This is a genomic window from Pedobacter roseus, from assembly GCF_014395225.1.
In the GTDB taxonomy this organism is placed as follows: Bacteria; Bacteroidota; Bacteroidia; order Sphingobacteriales; family Sphingobacteriaceae; genus Pedobacter; species Pedobacter roseus.
Genome location: NZ_CP060723.1, coordinates 4,427,034 through 4,448,087, shown reverse-complemented (window position 1 = coordinate 4,448,087; position 21,054 = coordinate 4,427,034). Strand labels below are relative to the sequence as shown.

The 21,054-nt window shown below is 37.5% G+C and carries 33 protein-coding genes; all 33 read left to right on the top strand.

Translation table 11 applies throughout. From position 1 onward, the window contains the following. Nucleotides 1-41: 41 nt before the first annotated feature. The 33 genes from H9L23_RS18275 (at nucleotide 42) to H9L23_RS18115 (ending at nucleotide 20,974) form a co-directional block, all read left to right on the top strand. Nucleotides 42-875, top strand: a complete 834-nt coding sequence (locus H9L23_RS18275; RefSeq protein ID WP_187591701.1) for a sulfite exporter TauE/SafE family protein — start codon at nucleotides 42-44, stop codon at nucleotides 873-875. Then, a complete protein-coding gene (locus tag H9L23_RS18270; RefSeq protein WP_187591700.1) occupies nucleotides 875-1,270 on the top strand; it encodes a DUF1634 domain-containing protein in 396 nt (131 codons plus the stop codon). Before H9L23_RS18275 ends, H9L23_RS18270 begins: the two co-directional genes overlap by 1 nt. A 172-nt stretch (nucleotides 1,271-1,442) precedes the next feature. Next, on the top strand, nucleotides 1,443-2,060 hold the full coding sequence (rplC, locus tag H9L23_RS18265; RefSeq protein WP_025145223.1) for a 50S ribosomal protein L3: 618 nt from the start codon (nucleotides 1,443-1,445) through the stop codon (nucleotides 2,058-2,060). 4 nt (nucleotides 2,061-2,064) lie between these two features. Beyond that, entirely contained in the window at nucleotides 2,065-2,694 is a 630-nt protein-coding gene (gene rplD, locus H9L23_RS18260) for a 50S ribosomal protein L4 (protein ID WP_010599909.1), read from the top strand. Between the two features lies 1 nt (nucleotide 2,695). Further along, complete coding sequence (rplW, locus tag H9L23_RS18255; protein ID WP_187591699.1) at nucleotides 2,696-2,986, top strand: 50S ribosomal protein L23; 291 nt, start codon at nucleotides 2,696-2,698, stop codon at nucleotides 2,984-2,986. Between the two features lie 20 nt (nucleotides 2,987-3,006). Then, entirely contained in the window at nucleotides 3,007-3,831 is an 825-nt protein-coding gene (gene rplB / locus H9L23_RS18250; RefSeq protein WP_187591698.1) for a 50S ribosomal protein L2, read from the top strand. Beyond that, nucleotides 3,831-4,097 (top strand): 30S ribosomal protein S19, encoded by a 267-nt coding sequence (gene rpsS, locus H9L23_RS18245; RefSeq protein ID WP_010599906.1) that lies wholly within the window; start codon nucleotides 3,831-3,833, stop codon nucleotides 4,095-4,097. The genes rplB and rpsS overlap by 1 nt, the downstream gene beginning before the upstream one ends. Before the next feature lie 7 nt (nucleotides 4,098-4,104). Then, nucleotides 4,105-4,467 carry a 50S ribosomal protein L22 gene (gene rplV, locus H9L23_RS18240; protein ID WP_025145219.1) on the top strand — a complete coding sequence of 121 codons (363 nt, stop codon included), beginning with the start codon at nucleotides 4,105-4,107 and terminating at the stop codon, nucleotides 4,465-4,467. Between the two features lie 7 nt (nucleotides 4,468-4,474). Beyond that, nucleotides 4,475-5,326, top strand: a complete 852-nt coding sequence (gene rpsC, locus H9L23_RS18235) for a 30S ribosomal protein S3 (protein ID WP_025145218.1) — start codon at nucleotides 4,475-4,477, stop codon at nucleotides 5,324-5,326. Nucleotides 5,327-5,366: 40 nt separating this feature from the next. After that, nucleotides 5,367-5,789: a 50S ribosomal protein L16 gene (gene rplP / locus H9L23_RS18230; RefSeq protein WP_010599903.1), complete on the top strand. Its 423-nt coding sequence runs from the start codon at nucleotides 5,367-5,369 to the stop codon at nucleotides 5,787-5,789. A gap of 74 nt (nucleotides 5,790-5,863) precedes the next feature. After that, nucleotides 5,864-6,076 (top strand): 50S ribosomal protein L29, encoded by a 213-nt coding sequence (rpmC, locus tag H9L23_RS18225; RefSeq protein WP_025145217.1) that lies wholly within the window; start codon nucleotides 5,864-5,866, stop codon nucleotides 6,074-6,076. Between the two features lie 10 nt (nucleotides 6,077-6,086). Next, nucleotides 6,087-6,341 (top strand): 30S ribosomal protein S17, encoded by a 255-nt coding sequence (rpsQ, locus tag H9L23_RS18220; protein WP_010599901.1) that lies wholly within the window; start codon nucleotides 6,087-6,089, stop codon nucleotides 6,339-6,341. 1 nt (nucleotide 6,342) lies between these two features. Further along, a complete protein-coding gene (gene rplN, locus H9L23_RS18215; protein ID WP_010599900.1) occupies nucleotides 6,343-6,711 on the top strand; it encodes a 50S ribosomal protein L14 in 369 nt (122 codons plus the stop codon). 1 nt (nucleotide 6,712) lies between these two features. Next, entirely contained in the window at nucleotides 6,713-7,054 is a 342-nt protein-coding gene (gene rplX / locus H9L23_RS18210; protein WP_025145216.1) for a 50S ribosomal protein L24, read from the top strand. Beyond that, a complete protein-coding gene (gene rplE / locus H9L23_RS18205) occupies nucleotides 7,051-7,617 on the top strand; it encodes a 50S ribosomal protein L5 (RefSeq protein ID WP_086547740.1) in 567 nt (188 codons plus the stop codon). Before rplX ends, rplE begins: the two co-directional genes overlap by 4 nt. After that, nucleotides 7,617-7,886 (top strand): 30S ribosomal protein S14, encoded by a 270-nt coding sequence (rpsN, locus tag H9L23_RS18200; protein WP_025145214.1) that lies wholly within the window; start codon nucleotides 7,617-7,619, stop codon nucleotides 7,884-7,886. Before rplE ends, rpsN begins: the two co-directional genes overlap by 1 nt. 160 nt (nucleotides 7,887-8,046) lie before the next feature. Continuing rightward, a complete protein-coding gene (gene rpsH, locus H9L23_RS18195; protein ID WP_187591697.1) occupies nucleotides 8,047-8,445 on the top strand; it encodes a 30S ribosomal protein S8 in 399 nt (132 codons plus the stop codon). 18 nt (nucleotides 8,446-8,463) lie between these two features. Further along, nucleotides 8,464-9,021 carry a 50S ribosomal protein L6 gene (rplF, locus tag H9L23_RS18190; protein ID WP_187591696.1) on the top strand — a complete coding sequence of 186 codons (558 nt, stop codon included), beginning with the start codon at nucleotides 8,464-8,466 and terminating at the stop codon, nucleotides 9,019-9,021. A 5-nt stretch (nucleotides 9,022-9,026) separates the two neighbouring features. Next, the gene (gene rplR, locus H9L23_RS18185) at nucleotides 9,027-9,380 is read left to right on the top strand and encodes a 50S ribosomal protein L18 (protein WP_025145211.1); all 354 of its coding nucleotides are present in this window, start codon (nucleotides 9,027-9,029) and stop codon (nucleotides 9,378-9,380) included. Nucleotides 9,381-9,397: 17 nt separating this feature from the next. Next, nucleotides 9,398-9,916 carry a 30S ribosomal protein S5 gene (rpsE, locus tag H9L23_RS18180; RefSeq protein ID WP_010599893.1) on the top strand — a complete coding sequence of 173 codons (519 nt, stop codon included), beginning with the start codon at nucleotides 9,398-9,400 and terminating at the stop codon, nucleotides 9,914-9,916. A gap of 4 nt (nucleotides 9,917-9,920) precedes the next feature. Next, a complete protein-coding gene (gene rpmD / locus H9L23_RS18175) occupies nucleotides 9,921-10,100 on the top strand; it encodes a 50S ribosomal protein L30 (protein WP_010599892.1) in 180 nt (59 codons plus the stop codon). Between the two features lie 104 nt (nucleotides 10,101-10,204). After that, nucleotides 10,205-10,651: a 50S ribosomal protein L15 gene (rplO, locus tag H9L23_RS18170; RefSeq protein ID WP_025145210.1), complete on the top strand. Its 447-nt coding sequence runs from the start codon at nucleotides 10,205-10,207 to the stop codon at nucleotides 10,649-10,651. Between the two features lie 7 nt (nucleotides 10,652-10,658). Continuing rightward, nucleotides 10,659-11,999, top strand: a complete 1,341-nt coding sequence (secY, locus tag H9L23_RS18165) for a preprotein translocase subunit SecY (RefSeq protein WP_025145209.1) — start codon at nucleotides 10,659-10,661, stop codon at nucleotides 11,997-11,999. A gap of 94 nt (nucleotides 12,000-12,093) precedes the next feature. Continuing rightward, complete coding sequence (gene map / locus H9L23_RS18160; RefSeq protein ID WP_187591695.1) at nucleotides 12,094-12,879, top strand: type I methionyl aminopeptidase; 786 nt, start codon at nucleotides 12,094-12,096, stop codon at nucleotides 12,877-12,879. Between the two features lie 71 nt (nucleotides 12,880-12,950). Then, nucleotides 12,951-13,169 (top strand): translation initiation factor IF-1, encoded by a 219-nt coding sequence (gene infA / locus H9L23_RS18155; protein WP_010599888.1) that lies wholly within the window; start codon nucleotides 12,951-12,953, stop codon nucleotides 13,167-13,169. Nucleotide 13,170: 1 nt separating this feature from the next. Next, nucleotides 13,171-13,287, top strand: coding sequence for a 50S ribosomal protein L36 (gene rpmJ / locus H9L23_RS18150; protein WP_010599887.1), 117 nt, complete (start codon nucleotides 13,171-13,173; stop codon nucleotides 13,285-13,287). A 70-nt stretch (nucleotides 13,288-13,357) separates the two neighbouring features. Beyond that, on the top strand, nucleotides 13,358-13,735 hold the full coding sequence (gene rpsM, locus H9L23_RS18145) for a 30S ribosomal protein S13 (protein WP_187591694.1): 378 nt from the start codon (nucleotides 13,358-13,360) through the stop codon (nucleotides 13,733-13,735). A 152-nt stretch (nucleotides 13,736-13,887) separates the two neighbouring features. Next, complete coding sequence (gene rpsK / locus H9L23_RS18140; protein WP_025145207.1) at nucleotides 13,888-14,277, top strand: 30S ribosomal protein S11; 390 nt, start codon at nucleotides 13,888-13,890, stop codon at nucleotides 14,275-14,277. Nucleotides 14,278-14,339: 62 nt separating this feature from the next. Then, nucleotides 14,340-14,948, top strand: coding sequence for a 30S ribosomal protein S4 (gene rpsD, locus H9L23_RS18135; RefSeq protein ID WP_025145206.1), 609 nt, complete (start codon nucleotides 14,340-14,342; stop codon nucleotides 14,946-14,948). Nucleotides 14,949-15,033: 85 nt separating this feature from the next. After that, complete coding sequence (locus tag H9L23_RS18130; RefSeq protein ID WP_025145205.1) at nucleotides 15,034-16,026, top strand: DNA-directed RNA polymerase subunit alpha; 993 nt, start codon at nucleotides 15,034-15,036, stop codon at nucleotides 16,024-16,026. Between the two features lie 111 nt (nucleotides 16,027-16,137). Continuing rightward, a complete protein-coding gene (gene rplQ / locus H9L23_RS18125; protein WP_187591693.1) occupies nucleotides 16,138-16,662 on the top strand; it encodes a 50S ribosomal protein L17 in 525 nt (174 codons plus the stop codon). A gap of 89 nt (nucleotides 16,663-16,751) precedes the next feature. Next, nucleotides 16,752-17,921, top strand: a complete 1,170-nt coding sequence (locus tag H9L23_RS18120; protein WP_187591692.1) for a hypothetical protein — start codon at nucleotides 16,752-16,754, stop codon at nucleotides 17,919-17,921. Between the two features lie 83 nt (nucleotides 17,922-18,004). Next, a complete protein-coding gene (locus H9L23_RS18115) occupies nucleotides 18,005-20,974 on the top strand; it encodes a glycoside hydrolase domain-containing protein (protein ID WP_187591691.1) in 2,970 nt (989 codons plus the stop codon). Nucleotides 20,975-21,054 lie beyond the last annotated feature (80 nt).

Below are 21,054 nucleotides of genomic sequence, written 5' to 3'. Positions count from 1 at the left end.
ATCCTTCGTTTAGCCAAAAACAGTACATTATATTTGCCCGCATGTCGGTATTGCTGTTTACCATTATCGTTTTATTAGGCGCCTTTTTAGCCGGATTATTGGGTTCGCTTACCGGTTTAGGCGGAGGGGTAATTATTATCCCCTTGCTCACCCTGGCTTTAGGTGTCGATATCCATTATGCCATTGGCGCATCCATTGTTTCGGTAATTGCTACCTCATCAGGTTCGGCTGCTGCTTACGTAAAAGAAGGCATTACCAATATCCGCATCGGGATGTTTTTAGAAATCGCCACTACAATAGGGGCGGTTTGCGGAGCCATTGTAGCGGTATACCTTAACGCAAATTACATTGCCATTCTCTTTGGCTGTATCCTCATCTTTTCGGCCATCATGACGTTGAAGAAAAAGGTAGATCACACCACTTTGGATGATACCGATAAATGGGCTAAATTTTTTAAACTGAACGGATCGTTCCCCGATAAAGGTGTGGATCATGCTTATGCTGTGAAACATGTTCCGGGTGGCTTTTTGATGATGTTATTTGCCGGAACTTTATCCGGACTGCTTGGCATTGGCAGTGGTGCCTTAAAAGTAATTGCCATGGATAACATTATGCGTTTGCCTTTTAAGGTATCAACTACCACTAGTAATTTTATGATGGGCGTTACTGCTGCAGCCAGTGCGGTGGTTTATTTACACCGTGGGCAGATTGACCCTGGTATTGCCATGCCAGTTTGTATCGGGGTTTTAACAGGCGCTTCTTTAGGCTCGAAAGTTTTATTGAGGACAAAAACAGATAAACTGAAAATTGTATTTGCCGTAGTGGTTGCCTTTTTAGCCCTGCAGATGATTTATAAAGGAATAAGCGGATTATAATGGATACAGCAAAAAAAGAAAATCTGAACGATAAAGATATCCAGGTAATTTTGGGTACACTTTTGCGTGCAGGTGTAATCATTTCGATGACCATTGTATTAATCGGTGGAGCCATTTTTCTTATCCATAATAAAGGAGCTGTTACCAATTACAAAGTTTTTAAACCTGAGCTGAACAATTTTTCATCCATAGCAGCCATATTTAAAGGTGTATTAACTTTTCAGGGCGATGCCATTGTACAGTTTGGTATCCTGATGCTCATTTTTACGCCAATTGCACGCATTGTTTTTGCTATTTTCAGCTTTTTAATAGAGCGCGATTACCTTTATGTACTCATTGGGATCATCATTTTAACCATTATAACCATCAGTTTAAATGGTGGTTTAGCACATTAACATCTCTTTTTTAGTTAAATCCCATCATATCAGCAATTTATTTGAAAAAATATTTCGCTAACTATTTGAAAATTAATATTTCTTGCCTATCTTTGCCGTCCCTTTCGGGGGATGTACAACCACCTTGAACGAAGCCCTACTGCTTCGATGGGTGTTAAAATTAAAAGATAAAATGTCAGGAATTATTGGAAAAAAAGTAGGAATGACCAGTATCTTTGATGCCGAAGGAAGAAACATTCCTTGTACGGTAATCGAGGCTGGACCTTGTGTAGTTACACAGGTAAAAACCGAAGAAGTAGATGGTTATTCATCAATCCAGTTGGGTTACGATGAGAAAAAAGAGAAAAACACAACTCAACCATTGAAAGGCCATTTCGCGAAAGCAAACACAACTCCGAAACGCAAGCTGGTAGAATTTGATTCATTTACAACTTCACTTAATTTAGGTGATGTAGTAACTGTTGATTCATTCGCAGAAGGCGATTTTGTTGATGTTGTAGGTACCTCAAAAGGTAAAGGTTTTCAAGGTGTTGTAAAACGCCACGGATTCGCCGGTGTTGGTATGCAGACTCACGGTCAGCATAACCGTTTACGTGCCCCAGGTTCATTGGGAGCGTCATCTTTCCCTTCACGTGTATTCAAAGGAATGCGCATGGCAGGAAGAACAGGTGGAGACAGGGTAAAAATTCAGAACTTACAGGTTTTGAAAGTTTATGCTGATCAAAACTTATTAGTAGTTAGTGGTTCCATTCCAGGAGCTAAAGGTTCTTACGTAATCTTAGACAAGTAATCAGATGGAAGTTAAAGTATTAAACATTTCAGGTAAAGAAACAGGTGCCAAGGTGCAACTTCCTGAATCGGTATTTGGTATCGAGCCTAACGACCACGCGATTTATTTAGATGTAAAACAGTATTTGGCTAACCAACGTCAAGGTACTCACAAATCTAAACAACGTAATGAGATTGCAGGTTCTACCCGTAAACTATACAAACAAAAAGGTACAGGTGGTGCAAGAGCTGGTAGCATTAAATCTCCGTTATTTAACGGTGGTGGTCGTGTTTTCGGTCCTCAGCCACGTGATTATAGCTTTAAATTGAACAAGAAATTAAAATCATTAGCACGTAAATCTGCTTTAGCTTATAAAGCAAAAGATAACAGCGTGGTAGTTTTAGAAGATTTCAACTTCGATACAGCTAAAACTAAAAACTATACAAGTTTATTGGCTGCGTTAAACGTAGGTACTCAAAAAACTTTATTGGTTTTACCTGCGCAAAATAATAATATCTATTTATCAAGCAGAAACGTTCAGAAAACTAAAGTAATCTCGGCAGCAGATTTAAATACTTATGATGTATTAAACGCTGGTGTACTTGTGTTAACTGCTGATTCTGTTAAAACTTTGGAGGAGGCATTTGCCAAGTAATATGGAAATTTTAAAAAAACCAATATTAACCGAAAAAGCTTCAGCTTTAACTGAGAAATCTAACCGTTTCACTTTTAGCGTTAGCCACAAGGCTAATAAAATCCAAATCAAAGCGGCTATTGAGAAATTGTACGGTGTAACCATCGTTGCAGTTAACACAATGGTTGTTGATGGAAAAGCTAAATCTCGTTACACTAAAGCAGGTTTTGTATCAGGCCGTAGTCCTAAATACAAAAAAGCAATCGTAACGTTAAAAGACGGCGAAACAATAGATTATTACGCAACCCTTTAATTTAATAATTCATTATAACTATGGGCTTAAGAAAATTTAAACCAGTTACTCCAGGTACCCGCTTCAGAGTAGGTGCTAGTTTTACGGAGATTACAGCAACCAAGCCCGAAAAATCATTGGTTGTATCATCAAAAAAGTCTGGTGGACGTAACAATACAGGTAAAATGACTATGCGCTACATGGGTGGTGGTCATAAAAAATCATATCGTTTAATCGACTTCAAACGCGATAAATTCGATATTCCTGCAACAGTAGCTACTGTTGAATACGATCCTAACCGTACTGCCCGCATCGCATTATTACACTATGCAGATGGCGAGAAGCGTTATATCATTGCTCCAGAAGGATTGCAAGTTGGTTCGGTATTATTATCGGGCGATAAAGCAGCACCTGAAGTAGGTAACACTTTAACTTTATCGAAGATTCCATTAGGTTCTATCATCCACAACGTGGAGATTCACCCTGGAAAAGGAGCACAATTGGCTCGTAGTGCAGGTGCTTACGCACAATTAGCTGCCCGCGATGGTAAATATGCTACTTTAAAAATGCCTTCAGGCGAAACCCGTTTAATCTTGACTACTTGTCTTGCTACTATCGGTGCTGTATCTAACTCAGATCACGCAAACGAAGTATTAGGTAAAGCTGGTCGTAAACGTTGGTTGGGCCGTCGTCCGAGAACTAGACCGGTAGCGATGAACCCAGTAGATCACCCAATGGGTGGTGGTGAAGGTAGATCATCAGGTGGTCACCCACGTTCAAGAAAAGGTTTATTGTCTAAAGGCTTTAAAACCAGAGAACTTAAAAAATATTCTAATCGTTACATCATAGAGAGAAGGAAGAAATAATGGCTCGTTCGATAAAAAAAGGACCTTATATTGACCATAACGTAGAGAAAAAAGTAAACTCTATGAATGATTCAGGCAAAAAGTCTGTAATCAAAACTTGGTCTCGCAGATCAATGATATCACCAGATTTCGTGAATCATACATTTGCAGTACACAACGGAAATAAATTTATCCCTGTGTACGTAACAGAAAACATGGTTGGTCACAAGTTGGGAGAATTTGCTCCAACCAGAACATTCAGAGGACACGCTGAAAAGAAAAAATAATTAGACAATGGAAGCAATAGCAAAATTAAACAATTGTCCAACCTCACCGCGTAAGATGCGTTTGGTTGTAGATCTTATCAGAGGTGAACGTGTAGAAAAAGCATTGAGCATTTTAAAGTTTACCAATAAAGAAGCAGCAATAAGAGTTGAGAAATTATTATTATCTGCTATCAAAAACTGGGAAGCTAAAAATGAAGGTGCCCGCCCTGAAGAAAATCAACTTTTTGTTAAAACAATTATGGTTGATGGTGGCCGTCAGTTAAAACGCTTACGTCCAGCTCCTCAAGGCCGTGGATATAGAATTCGTAAACGTTCTAACCACGTAACGCTGATTGTAGATAGTAAAAACACAGAAACAACTCAAAACTAATTAGGAAATGGGACAAAAAGCAAATCCAATAGGTGCCAGGTTAGGAATTATCAAAGGATGGGATTCTAACTGGTTCGGTGGCAACAACTACTCCGATAAATTAGTTGAAGATGAGAAAATAAGAAAATACCTTTCTGCCCGTATCGCTAAAGGTGGTGTTGCAAAAGTAGTTATTGAGCGTACTTTAAAACGTATCACTGTAACTATCCACACAGCCCGTCCAGGTATTGTAATCGGTAAAGCAGGTGCTGAGGTTGATAAAATCAAAGAAGAGTTAAAGAAATTGACTAAAAAGGAAATTCAAATTAACATCTTCGAAATTAAACGCCCGGAACTTGATGCACAATTAGTTGCAGAAGGTGTTGCAAAACAATTAGAAGCAAGGATCTCATTCCGTAGAGCAATGAAATCTTCTATCGCATCAACTATGCGTATGGGTGCTGAAGGTATCAAAATCATGACTTCTGGTCGTTTAGGTGGTGCTGAGATGGCACGTACCGAGCAGTACAAAGAAGGAAGAGTGCCTTTGCATACATTCCGTGCTGATATCGACTATGCTTTAGCTGAAGCCTTAACTACTTATGGTAAAATAGGTGTTAAAGTTTGGATCTGTAAAGGTGAGGTTTATGGAAAACGTGATTTGTCTCCAAACATTGGTGCAACAAACAACGGTCCAAAAGGCGCATCAGATAAACCAGCTTTCGGCGGAAGAGATAACAGAGGTGGTGGAAGAGATAACCGTGGCGGTGGTAACGACAGACGTGGTGGAAACCAAGGTGGTGGTCGTGGTCCAGGTCAAGGCGGTCCCGGAGCAAATAGAGGTGGTGGCGCAGGCGCTAACAGAGGTCCTCGTAAATAATTGATTTATTAACATCGTTTAACGATTAGAACAAAATAAAATGTTACAGCCAAAAAGAACGAAGTTCAGGAAGATGCAAAAAGGCAGAATGAAGGGTTTAGCTTCTCGTGGAGCTGAATTAGCATTCGGATCTTTCGGTATCAAATCTCTAGAAGCTACTTGGATCACAAGTCGTCAGATAGAGGCTGCCCGTATTGCCGTAACTCGTTTCATGAAACGTGAAGGGCAAGTATGGATCAGGATCTTCCCGGACAAACCGGTAACTAAAAAACCTGCTGAGGTACGTATGGGTAAAGGTAAGGGTGCTCCTGAGTATTGGGTAGCAGTTGTAAGACCTGGACGTGTAATTTTCGAAGCTGAAGGTGTGCCTTTAGAAGTTGCTAAAGAAGCATTACGTTTAGCCGCACAAAAATTACCAATCCAAACCAAATTCGTAGTACGTAGAGATTACGTAGAAGCATAGTAAAGGTGTTGAGATGAATGTTGTAAATACTTGTTTATTATAACCGCTACACTCAACGTAAAAGAAAAAGAAAAATGAAAAATTCAGAAATCACAGGGCTTTCAAAAGAAGAATTAGTAGCTAAGATTGCGGAAGAAAAAGAGAACTTATCAAAATTGAAGTTCGCTCACACTATTTCAGCTATCGAAAATCCTTCGCGCATTGCAAAAGTAAGGAAAGACATAGCCCGTTTAAACACTGAGTTGACTAAAGTGAAAAACACTGAGTCAGCTACTGAAACTAAATAATTCGAGAGTCATGGAAAGACAATTAAGAAAAACAAGAACGGGGTTAGTGGTAAGCAACAAGATGGATAAATCTGTTGTAGTGAGCGTTGAGCGTAAAGTAAAACACCCGATTTATGGTAAGTTCGTAAAGAAAACTACCAAATTTATGGCTCACGACGAGAAAAACGAATGCGGTATCGGTGATACAGTATTGATTATGGAAACTCGTCCTTTGAGTAAAAACAAGAACTGGAGATTGGTACAAATTTTAGAAAGAGCTAAATAAGATGGTACAACAGGAATCGAGATTAAACGTTGCTGATAACAGCGGCGCAAAAGAAGTATTGGTAATTCGCGTGCTAGGTGGAACCGGCAAACGTTATGCTTCAATTGGTGATAAAGTAGTTGTTACCGTAAAAAGCGCGTTACCTTCTGGTAACATTAAAAAAGGTACAGTTTCTAAAGCAGTTGTTGTAAGAACTAAAAAAGAAATCCGTCGTAAAGATGGTTCTTATATCCGTTTTGACGATAATGCAGCTGTATTATTGAACGCACAGGATGAGCCAAGAGGTACACGTATCTTTGGCCCGGTTGCGAGAGAACTACGTGAAAAACAATTCATGAAAATTGTATCATTAGCACCGGAGGTATTATAAAATGGGAAACAAAGTAAATACACCATCAAAACTTAAAATCCGCACAGGAGATTTAGTTAAAGTAATTGCTGGCGATTCAAAAGGTCAACAAGGAAAAGTACTTTCAGTACAAATAGATAAAAACAGAGCCATTGTAGAAGGCGTTAATTTAGTATCTAAACATACTAAACCAAATGCTGCTAATCCTAACGGTGGTATTATTAAAAAAGAAGCTGCTCTTCACATTTCTAACTTGATGTTGGTTGATCCAAAATCTGGTAAAGCTACCCGCGTAGGTCGTAAACTTAACGCAGATGGTAAATTAGTTAGAGTTGCTAAAATTTCAGGAGAGGAGATTAAATAATGGCTACACCAAGATTAAAAAGCAAATACAAAGAAGAAGTTGTAAATGCACTAAAAGAGAAATTTCAGTACAAAACTGTAATGCAGGTTCCTAAATTGGAAAAAATCTGTATCAATCAGGGTGTTGGTCGTTTTTCTGTTACAGATAAAAAGATTATGGATACCACTATCGTTGAGTTGACTACCATTACTGGTCAGCAAGCGGTTCCGGCTAACTCTAAGAAAGATATCTCTAACTTTAAATTACGTAAAGGTATGCCAGTAGGTGTACGTGTTACTTTACGCGATAACAATATGTACGAGTTCTTAGATCGTTTGATCTCTGTAGCTTTGCCACGTATCCGTGATTTCAAAGGTATTAACGATAAAGGTTTTGATGGAAAAGGTAACTATACATTAGGAGTTACTGAGCAAATCATCTTCCCAGAGATTAATATAGATAAAATCAATAAAATTTTAGGGATGGATATAACTTTCGTAACTTCGGCAAAATCTGACGTTGAGGCTCTTGAGTTATTGAAACAATTCGGATTACCATTTAAAAATCAAAAAACAGCAGAATAATGGCAAAAGAAGGTGTAAAAGCACGCGAAGTTAAGCGCCAAAAATTGGTAGCTAGATACGCTGAAAAACGTGCAGTATTAAAAGCTGCAGGAGATTTCGAGGGTTTAGATAAATTACCTAAAAACTCATCTCCGGTACGTTTACACAACCGTTGTAAATTAACTGGTCGTCCTCGTGGATATATGCGTACCTTTGGTATTTCAAGGGTAACGTTCCGCCAGATGGCACTAGACGGTAAAATACCAGGTGTTAAAAAAGCATCTTGGTAATATAGAATAGTATTAAAGTACTGTAGTATCAAGTATCAAGACCAAATTGTGTCTCGATACTTGATACTTATTTATGTCTTTATACTAAAAAAGAATTTTAACCGATAGCAGGTCCCACAGCTGGGTAGCAGAAGGAAACCACTATCAAAAACAATAAAAAATGAATACAGATCCAATAGCAGATTATTTAACAAGAGTAAGGAATGCCATTAAGGCCAACCACCGTGTTGTAGAAATTCCTGCATCAAACCTTAAAAAAGAAATTACTAAAGTTCTTTTTGATAAAGGTTACATCGCGAACTATAAGTTTGAAGATACTACAGTTCAAGGCATTATTAAAATCGCTTTGAAATACAATCCGATTACTAAAGTTCCTGCTATTCGTACATTAGTGCGGATAAGTAAACCAGGTTTGAGAAACTATGCTGGTGTTGAAAATATGCCAAGAGTATTAAACGGTTTAGGTATCGCAATCTTATCTACTTCTAAAGGTGTAATGACCGATAAAGAAGCAGCCAAATTAAACATTGGTGGTGAGGTATTGTGTCACGTTTATTAATATTAGGAGAACAGCACAATGTCAAGAATAGGAAAAGCCCCAATTACAATCCCAGCAGGTGTTACAATTACCGTATCAAAAGATAACGTAGTAAGTGTAAAAGGTCCTAAAGGTGAATTAACACAAGCAGTAGATTCAGATATCACTGTAAGTCAGGAAGACGGAATTTTAACAGTTCAACGTCCTTCAGAACAAAAGAAACATAAAGCATTACACGGTTTATATCGCTCATTGCTTAACAACATGGTTGTTGGTGTTACAGAAGGTTACAAATTAACTCAAGAACTAGTAGGTGTTGGTTACCGTGCTACAAACACAGGTAATACATTAGATCTGGTTTTAGGTTATTCTCACCATTATGTATTCCAGTTACCGGAAGAGATTAAAGTAACTACATCTTCAGAAAAAGGTCAGACTCCTAAAATCATTTTAGAAAGTATTGACAAACAATTGATCGGTCAGGTAGCAGCGAAAATCCGTTCGTTACGTGCACCAGAGCCATATAAAGGTAAAGGTATCAAGTTTGTAGGTGAAGTGTTAAGAAGAAAAGCAGGTAAATCAGCATCTAAAAAATAGTAATCATGGCAGGTAAAAAATTATCAAGAAGAGATCGTATTAAAAAAGGGATCAGAAAAAGACTTACCGGTTCGGAAGAACGTCCAAGGTTATCTGTATATAGAAGCAATAAAGGGATTTATGCGCAGGTAATTAACGATGTAACCGGTACAACAATAGCATCAGCATCATCATTATCGAAAGATTTTTCTGGTACTGGAAACAAGAGCGACCAATCAGTTGCAGTAGGTAAATTAGTTGCCGAAAAAGCAATTGCAGCAGGTGTTAAAGAAGTTGTTTTCGATAGAAACGGCTATTTATACCACGGTCGTGTAAAATCGTTGGCAGAGGGTGCCCGCGAAGCTGGTTTAGTATTTTAATCTGAAGAAAAAGTAAGATGTCAACTATTAATATAAAAAGAGTAAAAACCACCGATATCGAGTTAAAGGATCGTTTGGTTAGTATACAACGTGTTGCCAAAGTAACCAAAGGTGGCCGTACTTTCAGCTTCTCAGCAATTGTTGTTGTAGGTGATGAAAACGGTGTTGTTGGTTTCGGTTTAGGTAAAGCGAAAGAGGTAACTGAAGCAATTGCAAAAGGTGTGGATGATGCTAAAAAGAACTTGGTAAAAGTTCCAATTTTAAACGGTACTGTTCCTCACGAGCAAATCGGTAAATTCTCAGGTGGTTTTGTATTAATCAAACCAGCTGCAGTAGGTACCGGAGTAATTGCAGGTGGTGCGATGCGTGCCGTATTAGAGAGTGCTGGTGTACACAACGTATTGGCAAAATCTAAAGGATCATCTAACCCACACAACGTGGTAAAGGCAACTGTTGATGCGTTAACTAAAATGCGCGATGCTTATACAGTAGCTCAAACCCGTGGTATTGATTTAAACAAAGTATTTAACGGATAATATCATGGCTAAGATCAAAATAACACAAGTAAAAAGCGTTATCGACAGAAGCGAGCGCCAAAAAAGAACCGTTCAGGCTTTGGGTTTATCAAAAATGAACCAAAGTGTTGAGGTTGAAGCTACACCACAGATTATCGGTATGGTTCGCAAAGTGAACCACTTGGTAGCAATCGAAGCAATTTAATAAAAGTTTTAAAGGTAATATTGGGTAAAACCGGTATTACCTTTATATATGTTTAATCGTTGTACCTGTTTAGTGAAAGCGAAGGGCAACACAAATTCAAAAAAATGAATTTAAGTAATTTAAAACCTGCAGTAGGTTCTACAAAAAACAGCAAAAGAATTGGTCGTGGTACAGGTTCTGGTCGTGGCGGTACTTCAACTCGTGGTCACAAAGGTGCGGGTTCTCGTTCAGGTCACAAAACCAAAATCGGTTTCGAAGGTGGTCAAATGCCTTTACAACGTCGTGTGCCTAAAGTTGGTTTCAAACCAATCAACCGTACTGAGTATGTTGGTGTAAACTTAGATGTTTTACAAGCATTAGCTGAAAAACACAGCTTAACAACTATCGATTTTGCTGCTTTACAAGCACATGGTTTGGCTTCTAAAAACGACTTAGTTAAAATTTTAGGTCGTGGTGAAGTTAAAGCAAAGCTAGAAATTACAGCACATGCGTTCTCTGCAACCGCACAAAAAGCTATTGAAGCTGCAGGTGGTTCTATTGTAAAATTGTAATTATTAAATGAAGAAGCTATTTACTACTTTAAGTAATATCTGGAAAATTCAGGAATTAAAAGAGCGTATATTGTTTACGCTCTTAATTCTTTTGGTATACCGTTTCGTATCTCACGTGGTTTTACCAGGTGTGGATCCAACTGCTTTAGGCAATAACGAAAAATCGGGACTTTTAGGCTTACTAGATATGTTTGCCGGAGGTTCTTTCTCTCGTGTGTCTATCCTAGCATTGGGGGTAATGCCTTATATCTCTGCGTCTATCGTGGTGCAACTATTAGGTATTGCTGTTCCTTCTTTCCAAAAAATGCAGAAAGAGGGCGAAAGTGGTAGAAAGAAAATGAACCAGATTACCCGTTACCTAACGGTAGCGATCACAATCGTTCAATCTGTAGGTTACGTTAAAACGCAGGTTCCTGCAGAAGCTATTTTATTACCGAACACTTTATTTTTGGTGTTATCTACGTTTGTATTAACGGCAGGTACATTATTCGTAATGTGGTTAGGTGAAAAAATTACTGATAAAGGTATTGGTAACGGTACATCACTAATCATTATGGTTGGTATTATTGCCCGTTTACCAGTTGCAATTTCTCAAGAGTTTAGTGCCCGTGTAGGTTCTGCCAGTGAAGGTGGAGGCCCGGTTGCTTTGGTTTTAGAGATCGTTGCATTATTTGCTGTGGTAATGTTTACCATTTTAATTGTTCAAGGTGTACGTAAAGTACCTGTACAATACGCTAAGAAAATTGTTGGCAACCGCCAGTTTGGTGGTGTCCGTCAGTACATTCCTTTAAAAGTGAATGCTGCTGGTGTAATGCCAATCATTTTTGCTCAGGCGTTAATGTTCATTCCAGGTGCTTTAATGCAGTTTGTTCCTTCTTTACAAGGTTCTTGGTTAATCCAGTTCAGTAACACAACTTCGTTGGCTTATAGCTTAACGTTCGCTATTTTAATTATTGCATTCACTTTCTTCTATACAGCCATTACAGTTAACCCAACTCAAATGAGCGATGATATGAAGAAAAACGGTGGTTTTATCCCAGGTGTTAAACCGGGTTTTGCAACATCAACTTTTATTGATGATGTAATTTCTAAAATCACTTTTCCAGGTGCAGTATTCTTAGCGATCATTGCTATTCTTCCTTCGTTGGCGGTTAAGTTTGGTATTAAACAAGAATTTGCACACTTCTTTGGTGGTACTTCTTTATTGATTTTGGTTGGTGTTGTATTGGATACTTTACAGCAGATCGAAAGTTATTTATTGATGCGTCACTACGATGGTTTAATGAAAACGGGTAGGGTTACTGGCAGAACAGGTGTTCCTGCTGCAAGTAGCAACGCAGCGTTGTAAAAATGGAATTATTGAATTTTGAATGATTGAATGAGCAGAAAGCTGGTTTGGCATTTTGCTCACTCAAAATTCACTCATTCAAAACTTTAACTGAATGTCTAAAATCTATTACAAATCTCTTGAGGAGATCGAGTTAATAAGAGAAAGTTCCATGCTTGTTTCTAAAACCTTGGCAGAAGTGGCTAAAGTGATTAAGGCAGGTATGACTACTATCCAATTAGATAAACTGGCTTACGAGTTTATTAGTGACAATGGAGCAATCCCTGCATTTTTAAATTACAATGGTTTTCCTTATTCTTTATGTATTTCGCCAAATGAGCAGGTTGTTCATGGTTTTCCAAGCGATTATGTAATTAAAGATGGGGATCTGATTTCGGTTGATTGTGGCGTAATCAAGAATAACTATTTTGGCGATTCGGCTTATACTTTCTCCATCGGAGAAATTGATGCTGAAAAACAGAAACTGGTTGAGGTTACTAAACGTTGCCTGGAGTTGGGAATAGAGAAAGCAGTTGCCGGTATGCGTATCGGTGATGTTGGTTTCGCTGTTCAGAACCATGCAGAAACTAATGGATTTGGAGTAGTAAGAGAACTTGTTGGACATGGCGTTGGCGTAAAGCTTCATGAGAAACCAGAAATTCCTAATTATGGAAAGCGTGGTGCAGGACCAAAACTTGAAGAAGGAATGGTAATTGCAATTGAACCCATGATCAATGCAGGCGTAGCCGGTGTTAAATTCCATAAAGATGGATGGACAGTAACCAGTAAAGACAATAAACCATCAGCACATTTTGAACATACAGTAGCCGTTAAAAAGGGCAAAGCAGAGGTTTTATCAACGTTTTCTATAATAGAAGAAGTTTTACAACAAAAAAAATAAATAATTAAAATTTTTTATTTAATTTTGCAACCCTGTTTAGAAGCAGCTAATTAAGTAACAATCAATAAAATATGGCTAAACAAGCCTCAATTGAACAAGACGGAGTAATAAGAGAAGCATTGTCTAATGCAATGTTCCGGGTAGAACTCGAGAACGGGCATGAGATTATTGCTCACATTTCAGGTAAGATGAGGATGCACTACATCAAAATTCTTCCTGGGGATAAAGTTAAATTGGAAATGTCTCCTTATGATTTAACAAAAGGACGCATTACTTATAGATACAAATAAAATGAAAGTTAGATCATCAATTAAAAAACGTAGCGCTGATTGTAAGATTATTCGCCGTAAAGGTAAACTTTACGTTATCAACAAGAAAAATCCTAAATACAAACAACGTCAGGGGTAATTAAGAATATTGTAATGAACCGCACAACGGTGGCCCGCCGTTCGGAGTTACGTAAAAAACATAAATAAATATGGCAAGGATTTCAGGTATTGATTTACCAAGAAACAAAAGAGGAGAGATCGGTTTAACCTATATCTACGGAATTGGCAGAACAACTGCACAACGTATTTTAACTACAGCAGGTATCGATTTAAACAAAAAAGTACAAGACTGGTCTGATGATGAGTTGACGGCAATCCGTACAATGATCAACGATGAGATTAAAGTAGAAGGTGCTTTACGCTCAGAGGTCCAGTTAAACATCAAGCGTTTAATGGATATTGGTTGTTACCGTGGTTTACGTCACAGAAAAGGTTTACCTTCTCGTGGTCAGCGTACTAAAAACAACTCACGTACTCGTAAGGGTAAGAGAAAAACAGTTGCTAACAAGAAAAAAGCTACTAAGTAATAGATAGATAGGAGAGGTGAGATTTTAGATGTGAGCTTCGCGTCTTTAAAATCTGCTCAGATCTGGAATAAAAGAGAAAAAGTAGGATACTGAGTATCGGGGTAGAGAAAGTCTCATATCTCAAGTCTCATATCTAAAATCTAAAAGATAAAATGGCTAAGAGTAAAAAAGTAACAAAAAAACGTATCGTTGTAATTGAGTCTGTTGGTCAGGCGCATATCAATGCTACTTTCAACAACATCATCGTTACCTTAACAAACAACAACGGACAGACTATTTCATGGTCTTCTGCTGGTAAAATGGGCTTTAAAGGTTCTAAAAAGAACACACCGTATGCAGCTGGTCAAGCAGCATCAGATTGCGGTAAAGTTGCATTTGATTTAGGCTTACGTAAAGTTGAAGTATTTGTAAAAGGTCCGGGTTCAGGTCGTGAATCTGCAATCAGAACTTTACAAGTAGCAGGTATCGAAGTAACATCTATTAAAGATATTACTCCACTTCCTCACAACGGATGTCGTCCTCCTAAAAAGAGAAGAGTTTAATTAATTTTAAAGCTAAGAATCTCCAGTTACAGGCTGGATGATACTTTAAAAACAGAAAAAAAATGGCAAGATATACAGGCCCAAAATCAAAAATCGCCCGTAAATTCAGAGAACCAATCTTCGGTCCTGATAAGGTGTTAGACAGAAAAAATTATCCTCCTGGGCAACATGGCTCATCAAAAAGAAGAGGAAAACAATCTGAATATGCTATCCAGTTAATGGAGAAACAAAAAGTAAAATACACTTATGGTGTGTTAGAAAAACAGTTTAGTAACTTGTTTAAAAAAGCATCTTCACGTGCAGGTATCACTGGTGATAACTTACTTCAATTATTAGAAGCACGTTTAGATAACACAGTATACCGTTTAGGTATTGCAACAACCCGTTCTGGTGCACGCCAGTTAGTTAGCCATAAACACGTAACCGTGAATGGTGAAGTTGTAAATATCCCTTCATATCAGTTAAAAGCTGGTGATGTGGTTGCTGTTCGTGAAAAATCTAAATCTTTAGAATCAATTAGTAACTCAGTTGCAGGCAGAACAATTAACAAGTTCGCATGGTTAGAGTGGAATGCTGGTGAATTAACTGGTAAATTCTTAACTTACCCTCAACGTGATGAGATTCCTGAAAACATCAAGGAAAACTTAATCATCGAGTTATACTCAAAGTAATAAATAAGATAGTTAATTACCTCAAAAGGGTAATTAACTTTTTTCTTGTTACTATATATTCAATAACGAATTTAAAAAATTATAAATGGCAATTTTAGCATTTCAGAAACCAGACAAAGTGATCATGCAGAAATCAACCGATTTCGATGGCACATTTGAATTTCGTCCTTTAGAGCCCGGTTTCGGTGTAACAATTGGTAATGCCTTAAGAAGAATTTTACTTTCTTCATTAGAAGGTTATGCTATTACTACTATTCGTTTTTCAGGCGTTTCTCACGAGTTTTCTACCATGAAAGGTGTTGTAGAAGATTTAACTGATATCATCCTAAACTTAAAACAAGTTCGTTTTAAGAAAACTGGTGATTCAGGTGATTCTGAAAAAGTTTTCATCATCGTTAATGGTCAAGATCAGTTTAAAGCTGGTGATATCACTAAATTCTCTAACAACTTTACAGTTTTAAACCCTGAGCACGTTATCTGCAACATGGATAAATCTGTTACTTTGGAAGTGGAATTAACCATCAATAAAGGACGTGGTTATGTACCTGCTGAAGAAAATAAAGTTGCTGATGCTGTTGTAGGTGTAATCGCAATCGATTCGATTTATACTCCAATGAAAAATGTAAAATACACGATCGAAAACTTTCGTGTTGAGCAAAAAACGGATTATGAAAAATTGGTTTTAGATATCTCTACTGACGGTTCAATTCATCCTGAAGAAGCATTAAAAGAAGCGGCTAAGATCCTTATCCAACACTTTATGTTATTCTCTGATGAGAATTTAGTATTAGAATCTCAGGCTAAAGAAGAAACTAAAGAAGTTGACGAGGAAATTTTACACATGCGTAAAATCCTTAAAACTGAATTAGTAGACATGGATCTTTCAGTTAGGGCATTAAACTGCTTAAAAGCTGCTGATATCCGTACTTTAGCTGATTTAGTTTCTTACGATGTTGCTGATATGTTAAAATTCAGAAACTTCGGTAAAAAATCTTTAACAGAGATCCAGGAATTAGTAAAATCAAAAGGTTTATCATTCGGTATGAACCTGTCTAAATTTAAATTAGACGAAGAATAGTCAGCATGGCGCCATGCGCTTAGCGCAAAGCGTTGAACAAATTATTATTTCACAGTGTATAATTCCCTCAGCTTAATTGCAACGAGACGGTATACACTCAATTAAAAAACAATGAGACACGGTAAAAAAGTAAACCACTTAGGTAGAACCGCAAGCCACAGAAAGGCGATGTTAGCTAACATGGCTTCATCACTTATTTTGCACAAAAGAATTACAACTACTTTAGCTAAAGCTAAAGCATTACGTACTTATGTTGAGCCAATTATCACTAAATCAAAAAATGATACTACTCACTCACGTCGTACTGTATTTGCTTATTTACAAGATAAAGAAGTAGTAACAATTTTATTCCGCGAAATTGCTGAGAAAGTTGCAAACCGTCCAGGTGGTTACACTCGTATCATTAAATTAAACAATCGTCAGGGTGATAACGCTGAGATGGCATTAATTGAATTGGTAGACTACAATACAGTTTACGGTAAAGATGTAGAAGTTAAAGAAGAGAAGAAAACAACTCGTCGTGGTAGAAGCAAAGCTGCTGCTGCACCTAAAGCTGCTGAAGCGAAAGCTGAAGTTGCCGAAGAAGTTGCTCCTGCTGAAGAAGCTCCTGCTACTGAAGAACCAAAAGGAGAATAATTTTATTCCCTTTAAGTATAAGAAAGTCCTGTTCGAAAGAACAGGACTTTTTTTATGTTGTTTTTTTTCTATTCTTGTATTACCAAATTATGAAAGTCATTATCGCCCTCTGCATCCTGTTCAGCTTTTCAAGCGCAGCGGCTCAAAGTCAACAGGATAGTATTATTAATAAACTTGTTATCGCAACTTCAGATAGTATTGATATTAAATCTTTATCTCAATCAATGGCTAAGATGCTACCTGAAAAAATGATCTATTTGAAAGGAGAATATCATGATATGAAATCAACCGGCAGAAGCCTTCAGTCAATTTTTATCGCCTTGCATGAAATAAAGGGTGTTAATTACATGCTTTCAGAATATAGTCATTCTTACTTATTTTGTTATAATCTTTTCCTGAAAACCGGAGATTTAAAGATTCTGGCTACCTGGGATGATCAACTGGGGCTTGATAGTTTAAGCCTTAAGCGATATTATTACAACATGATTTCTTTGTACAAATACAATTTAAAACAATCAAGTTCAAATAAGATTTCATTTGTAGGAATAGATATTGATCTTCAAAATACATCTACAAGAACAAATGTTCAGCGTGATTATTTGAATGCTATTAAATATTTAAGAAAATATTCTCTCAGGCCCTTACCTGGAGAGATCAATGATTTATTCGAAAAAATCTTAAATAGCAATGATTATCAGATTTTAAGTGGTCTAACATTTCGGTTGAAAGAAGTAAGCAAAATGCATGTTCCTGAATTACTGGCCTGCTTTGGTGATTTTTATAAAGATTATTACCTTATTGTAAATAGTGTAAAACAATTTCGTGGCGTTCACCGTGAAGAGGAGTTATTGGAGAATTTCAAAATTGCATTTGACGGAATTTTAAAAACAAACCCTGATTTGAAACCCAGGTTTTTTGGCAATTTTGGTAGTTACCATGCTTCTATAGAAAAGAAATATTCTTTTGCCTCGATTTTGGATAAATCCAAAGATTTCAGGAACAATGTAGCATTTATTGCAACCGGTTATTACAACTCTTTATCAACGTATGATAAACTGAAACCAGTGATTTGGCAAGGCGCGGCAATAACGGGATTATCTTCAAAAGATCAGCTTGAAGCTAATCGGTTAGTTGAAGAAACTGTTGGAAAAGTGGATAAGCAACTTATTTTAATGGGAAACTTTAAGCAATTGCCTTCCGGAAAGCTTGATTTTTTAAAACGTTACGATGCCTTTTTGATATATAACGGATTTAAATAATTGGACAAACGTTTGTCTCATTTTTTCATTACATAGCTTTAATTCAATCTGCTATACATAAATTAGCCTAAAACAAATTGATAATGAAATTTAGGCTTTTTTTACTTGTCTGTTTATTCGGACAGCTATCCCTTCATGCACAAATATTAAAATATACCAGTGGTAACAATGCCTGGAATCCTGATTCGCTGGGGAACCATCGTGTTGTGCTCCAGTTTGCTGGTATTGGAAAAATTGCCCATGCTAAAATTGATTGGCGCAGGAGGGATGAACATCCTGAGTTAAAAGGAATCATCGTTCAGGATGCCAACGGTAAAACCATTTCAGTGGTTGGTACAGATAAATTAACTAGAGAAAGTGCTGATGTTTATTTTGAAACTACTGGTGCCGGAAAATATTACGTGTATTACCTCGCTTATAAAAATGAAGGCAGGGATAATTATCCAAAGGGAGTTTACATCAAACCTAAACAGGTAGATCAGGCTTGGTTGAGCACTGCAAAGCAAGTTAAGGTGAACACTTCAGTGGTGGAGATTCAATCTATCGATGCTTTCAATTCTTTTTATCCAATGGAAATCATCGCCACTGCTAAAGAAACTGCTTCTATTAAGGTGAAATATCCTTCAGATGCTTTTATTGTGTTTCCGGAGGACAGGATGTACCCCATTAAAATGCAAAACGACCTGCCTTACCGTTGGGTGCAAAAAGGGGCATTAAATTCTTTCACAGGAATGGCCAGCAAGGGCGAAAACTATGCTTTTCAATTGGGTGTATATGCTTTGAAAGATTTAAAAAACGTTGAGGTGAACTTCGGCGATTTAAAAACTAGCACTGGGAAAGTAATTTCTTCTAAAAACATCAACTGTTTAAATACCAATGGAACGAGTTACGATAACAAACCATTGGTGGAAACGGTAAATGTATCATCAGGTAAAATTCAGCCGATGTGGATTACTGTAAATATTCCTAAAACTACAATTGCAGGCATTTATGCTGGGAAATTTACGGTCAAAGCCAATGGAAAATCTAAAGTAATCGATGTTAGAATTACCGTAGGTAGTGAAGTTTTAGCTGATGCGGGTGTAGGAACGCCAAACAAACAGACCCGTTTAACCTGGTTAAATTCTACTTTGGCACAAGCCAATACTGTAGTTGCTCCTTATACGCCTTTAACAGTTGAAGGTAATGTAATCTCTCTTTTAGGCAGAAAATTTGAAATCAACGCAGATGGTTTTCCTAAGCAGATTCAGACTTTCTTTAATGCTGAAATGACCGCTTATAACGAAAAACCAAATAATATCCTGGCAGAACCAATTCACTTTCACTTTTTTAATACGCCAAAAACGCAGGAGAAATTTGTACCAACCAATTTTCAAATTACCGGTAAAGAAGCTGGAACAGTAAAATGGTCGGCGACTAATACTTCTGAAAACCTGAAAATGGATTTAGAAGGTGCTTTAGAGTTTGATGGTTATGTTCATTATGTAGTTAAGGTTACAGCGTTAAAAGATGTGGAATTCAGTAATGTTGATTTTCATATTCCTTTTGATAAGGGTTCTACTAAATATCTAATGGGTTTGGGTGAAAAAGGCGGTGTTAGACCTGACACTGTGAAATGGAAATGGGACGTGGCCAATAAAAACCAGGATGCGGTGTGGATCGGAAATGTAAATGCGGGCCTGTATTACAATTTGAGAGATGAGAACTATGTTCGCCCGTTGAATACCAATTTCTACCTTCAAAAGCCTTTAATATTGCCTAAATCGTGGGGTAATGGAGATAAGGGTGGCATCCAGATCAATGTAAAAGGCAGTTCGATGCTGGCCGATAACTTTACAGGGGCAAGAAGCATGAGAAAGGGAGATGTACTTTATTACAACTTCAACTTGCTGATTACGCCTTTTCATTTAATCAATACCGATTTCCAATGGGACAACCGTTTTTATCATAAATATGGTGATTTAGATTCGATTAAATCGACAGGTGCAACGGTAGTGAACATTCACCATGCCACACCAATTAATCCCTGGATCAACTATCCGTTTATCGAGTGGAAAAAGATGAAAGGTTATATCGATAATGCGCATTCGAAAGGATTGAAAGTGAAAATTTATAATACCGTTCGCGAATTATCTAACCATGCTTACGAGTGGCCTGCTTTACGGAGTTTAGGTACCGAAGTTTACTCTCCTGGTAAAGGTGGCGGTTTTAGCTGGTTACAGGAGCATTTGGATACTAATTATATTGCTGCCTGGTTTGTACCCGAAATTAAAGATGCGGCTGTAATTAACAGTGGAATGAATCGCTGGCATAATTATTATGTAGAAGGCATGAACTGGTTAGTAAACAATGTTGGGATTGATGGTGTGTATTTAGATGATGTGGCTTTTGATCGCGTAACCATGAAGCGAATTAAGCGTGTACTTACACAGAATAACCATCCGGGTATTATCGATCTGCATTCTGCAAACCAATACAATAAAAGCGATGGTTTTAATAACAGCGCCATTTTATACCTGGAGCATTTCCCTTACCTGAACCGTTTATGGTTTGGCGAATATTTCGATTATCAAAAAAATAATCCTGATTTCTTTTTAACAGAAGTAAGCGGAATTCCTTTCGGTTTAATGGGCGAGATGTTGCAGGATGATGGAAACCCCTGGCGTGGGATGATTTATGGCATGACGAGTCGTTTAGGCTGGTCGGATAAAAGTGATCCGAAACCTTTATGGAAAGCCTGGGATAACTTTGGCATAAAAGGATCTGAAATGATTGGCTACTGGAGCGAAAACTGTCCGGTTAAAACCGATAATCCAAAAGTGTTGGCAACGGTTTACAAAAAACAGGGAAAAACAATGATTGCTTTGGCGAGCTGGGCAGAAGGAGATACCAAGGTTAATTTAGCCATTGATTGGGCTAAACTAGGTTTAAATGCATCGAAAGTTAAAATAAATGCCCCCGCAATTGATAAATTCCAAACTGCAGGAAGTTATGTGGATGGAAAATCGATTCCTGTTGAAAAAGGAAAGGGTTTGATTTTGATTGTAGAATAATATTTTTTTGACATCACCCTGCACTTGTTTCAGGGTCTTTATTGTGATAATTAAAAGAAGTCAAGTTTTTGGACTGCCCC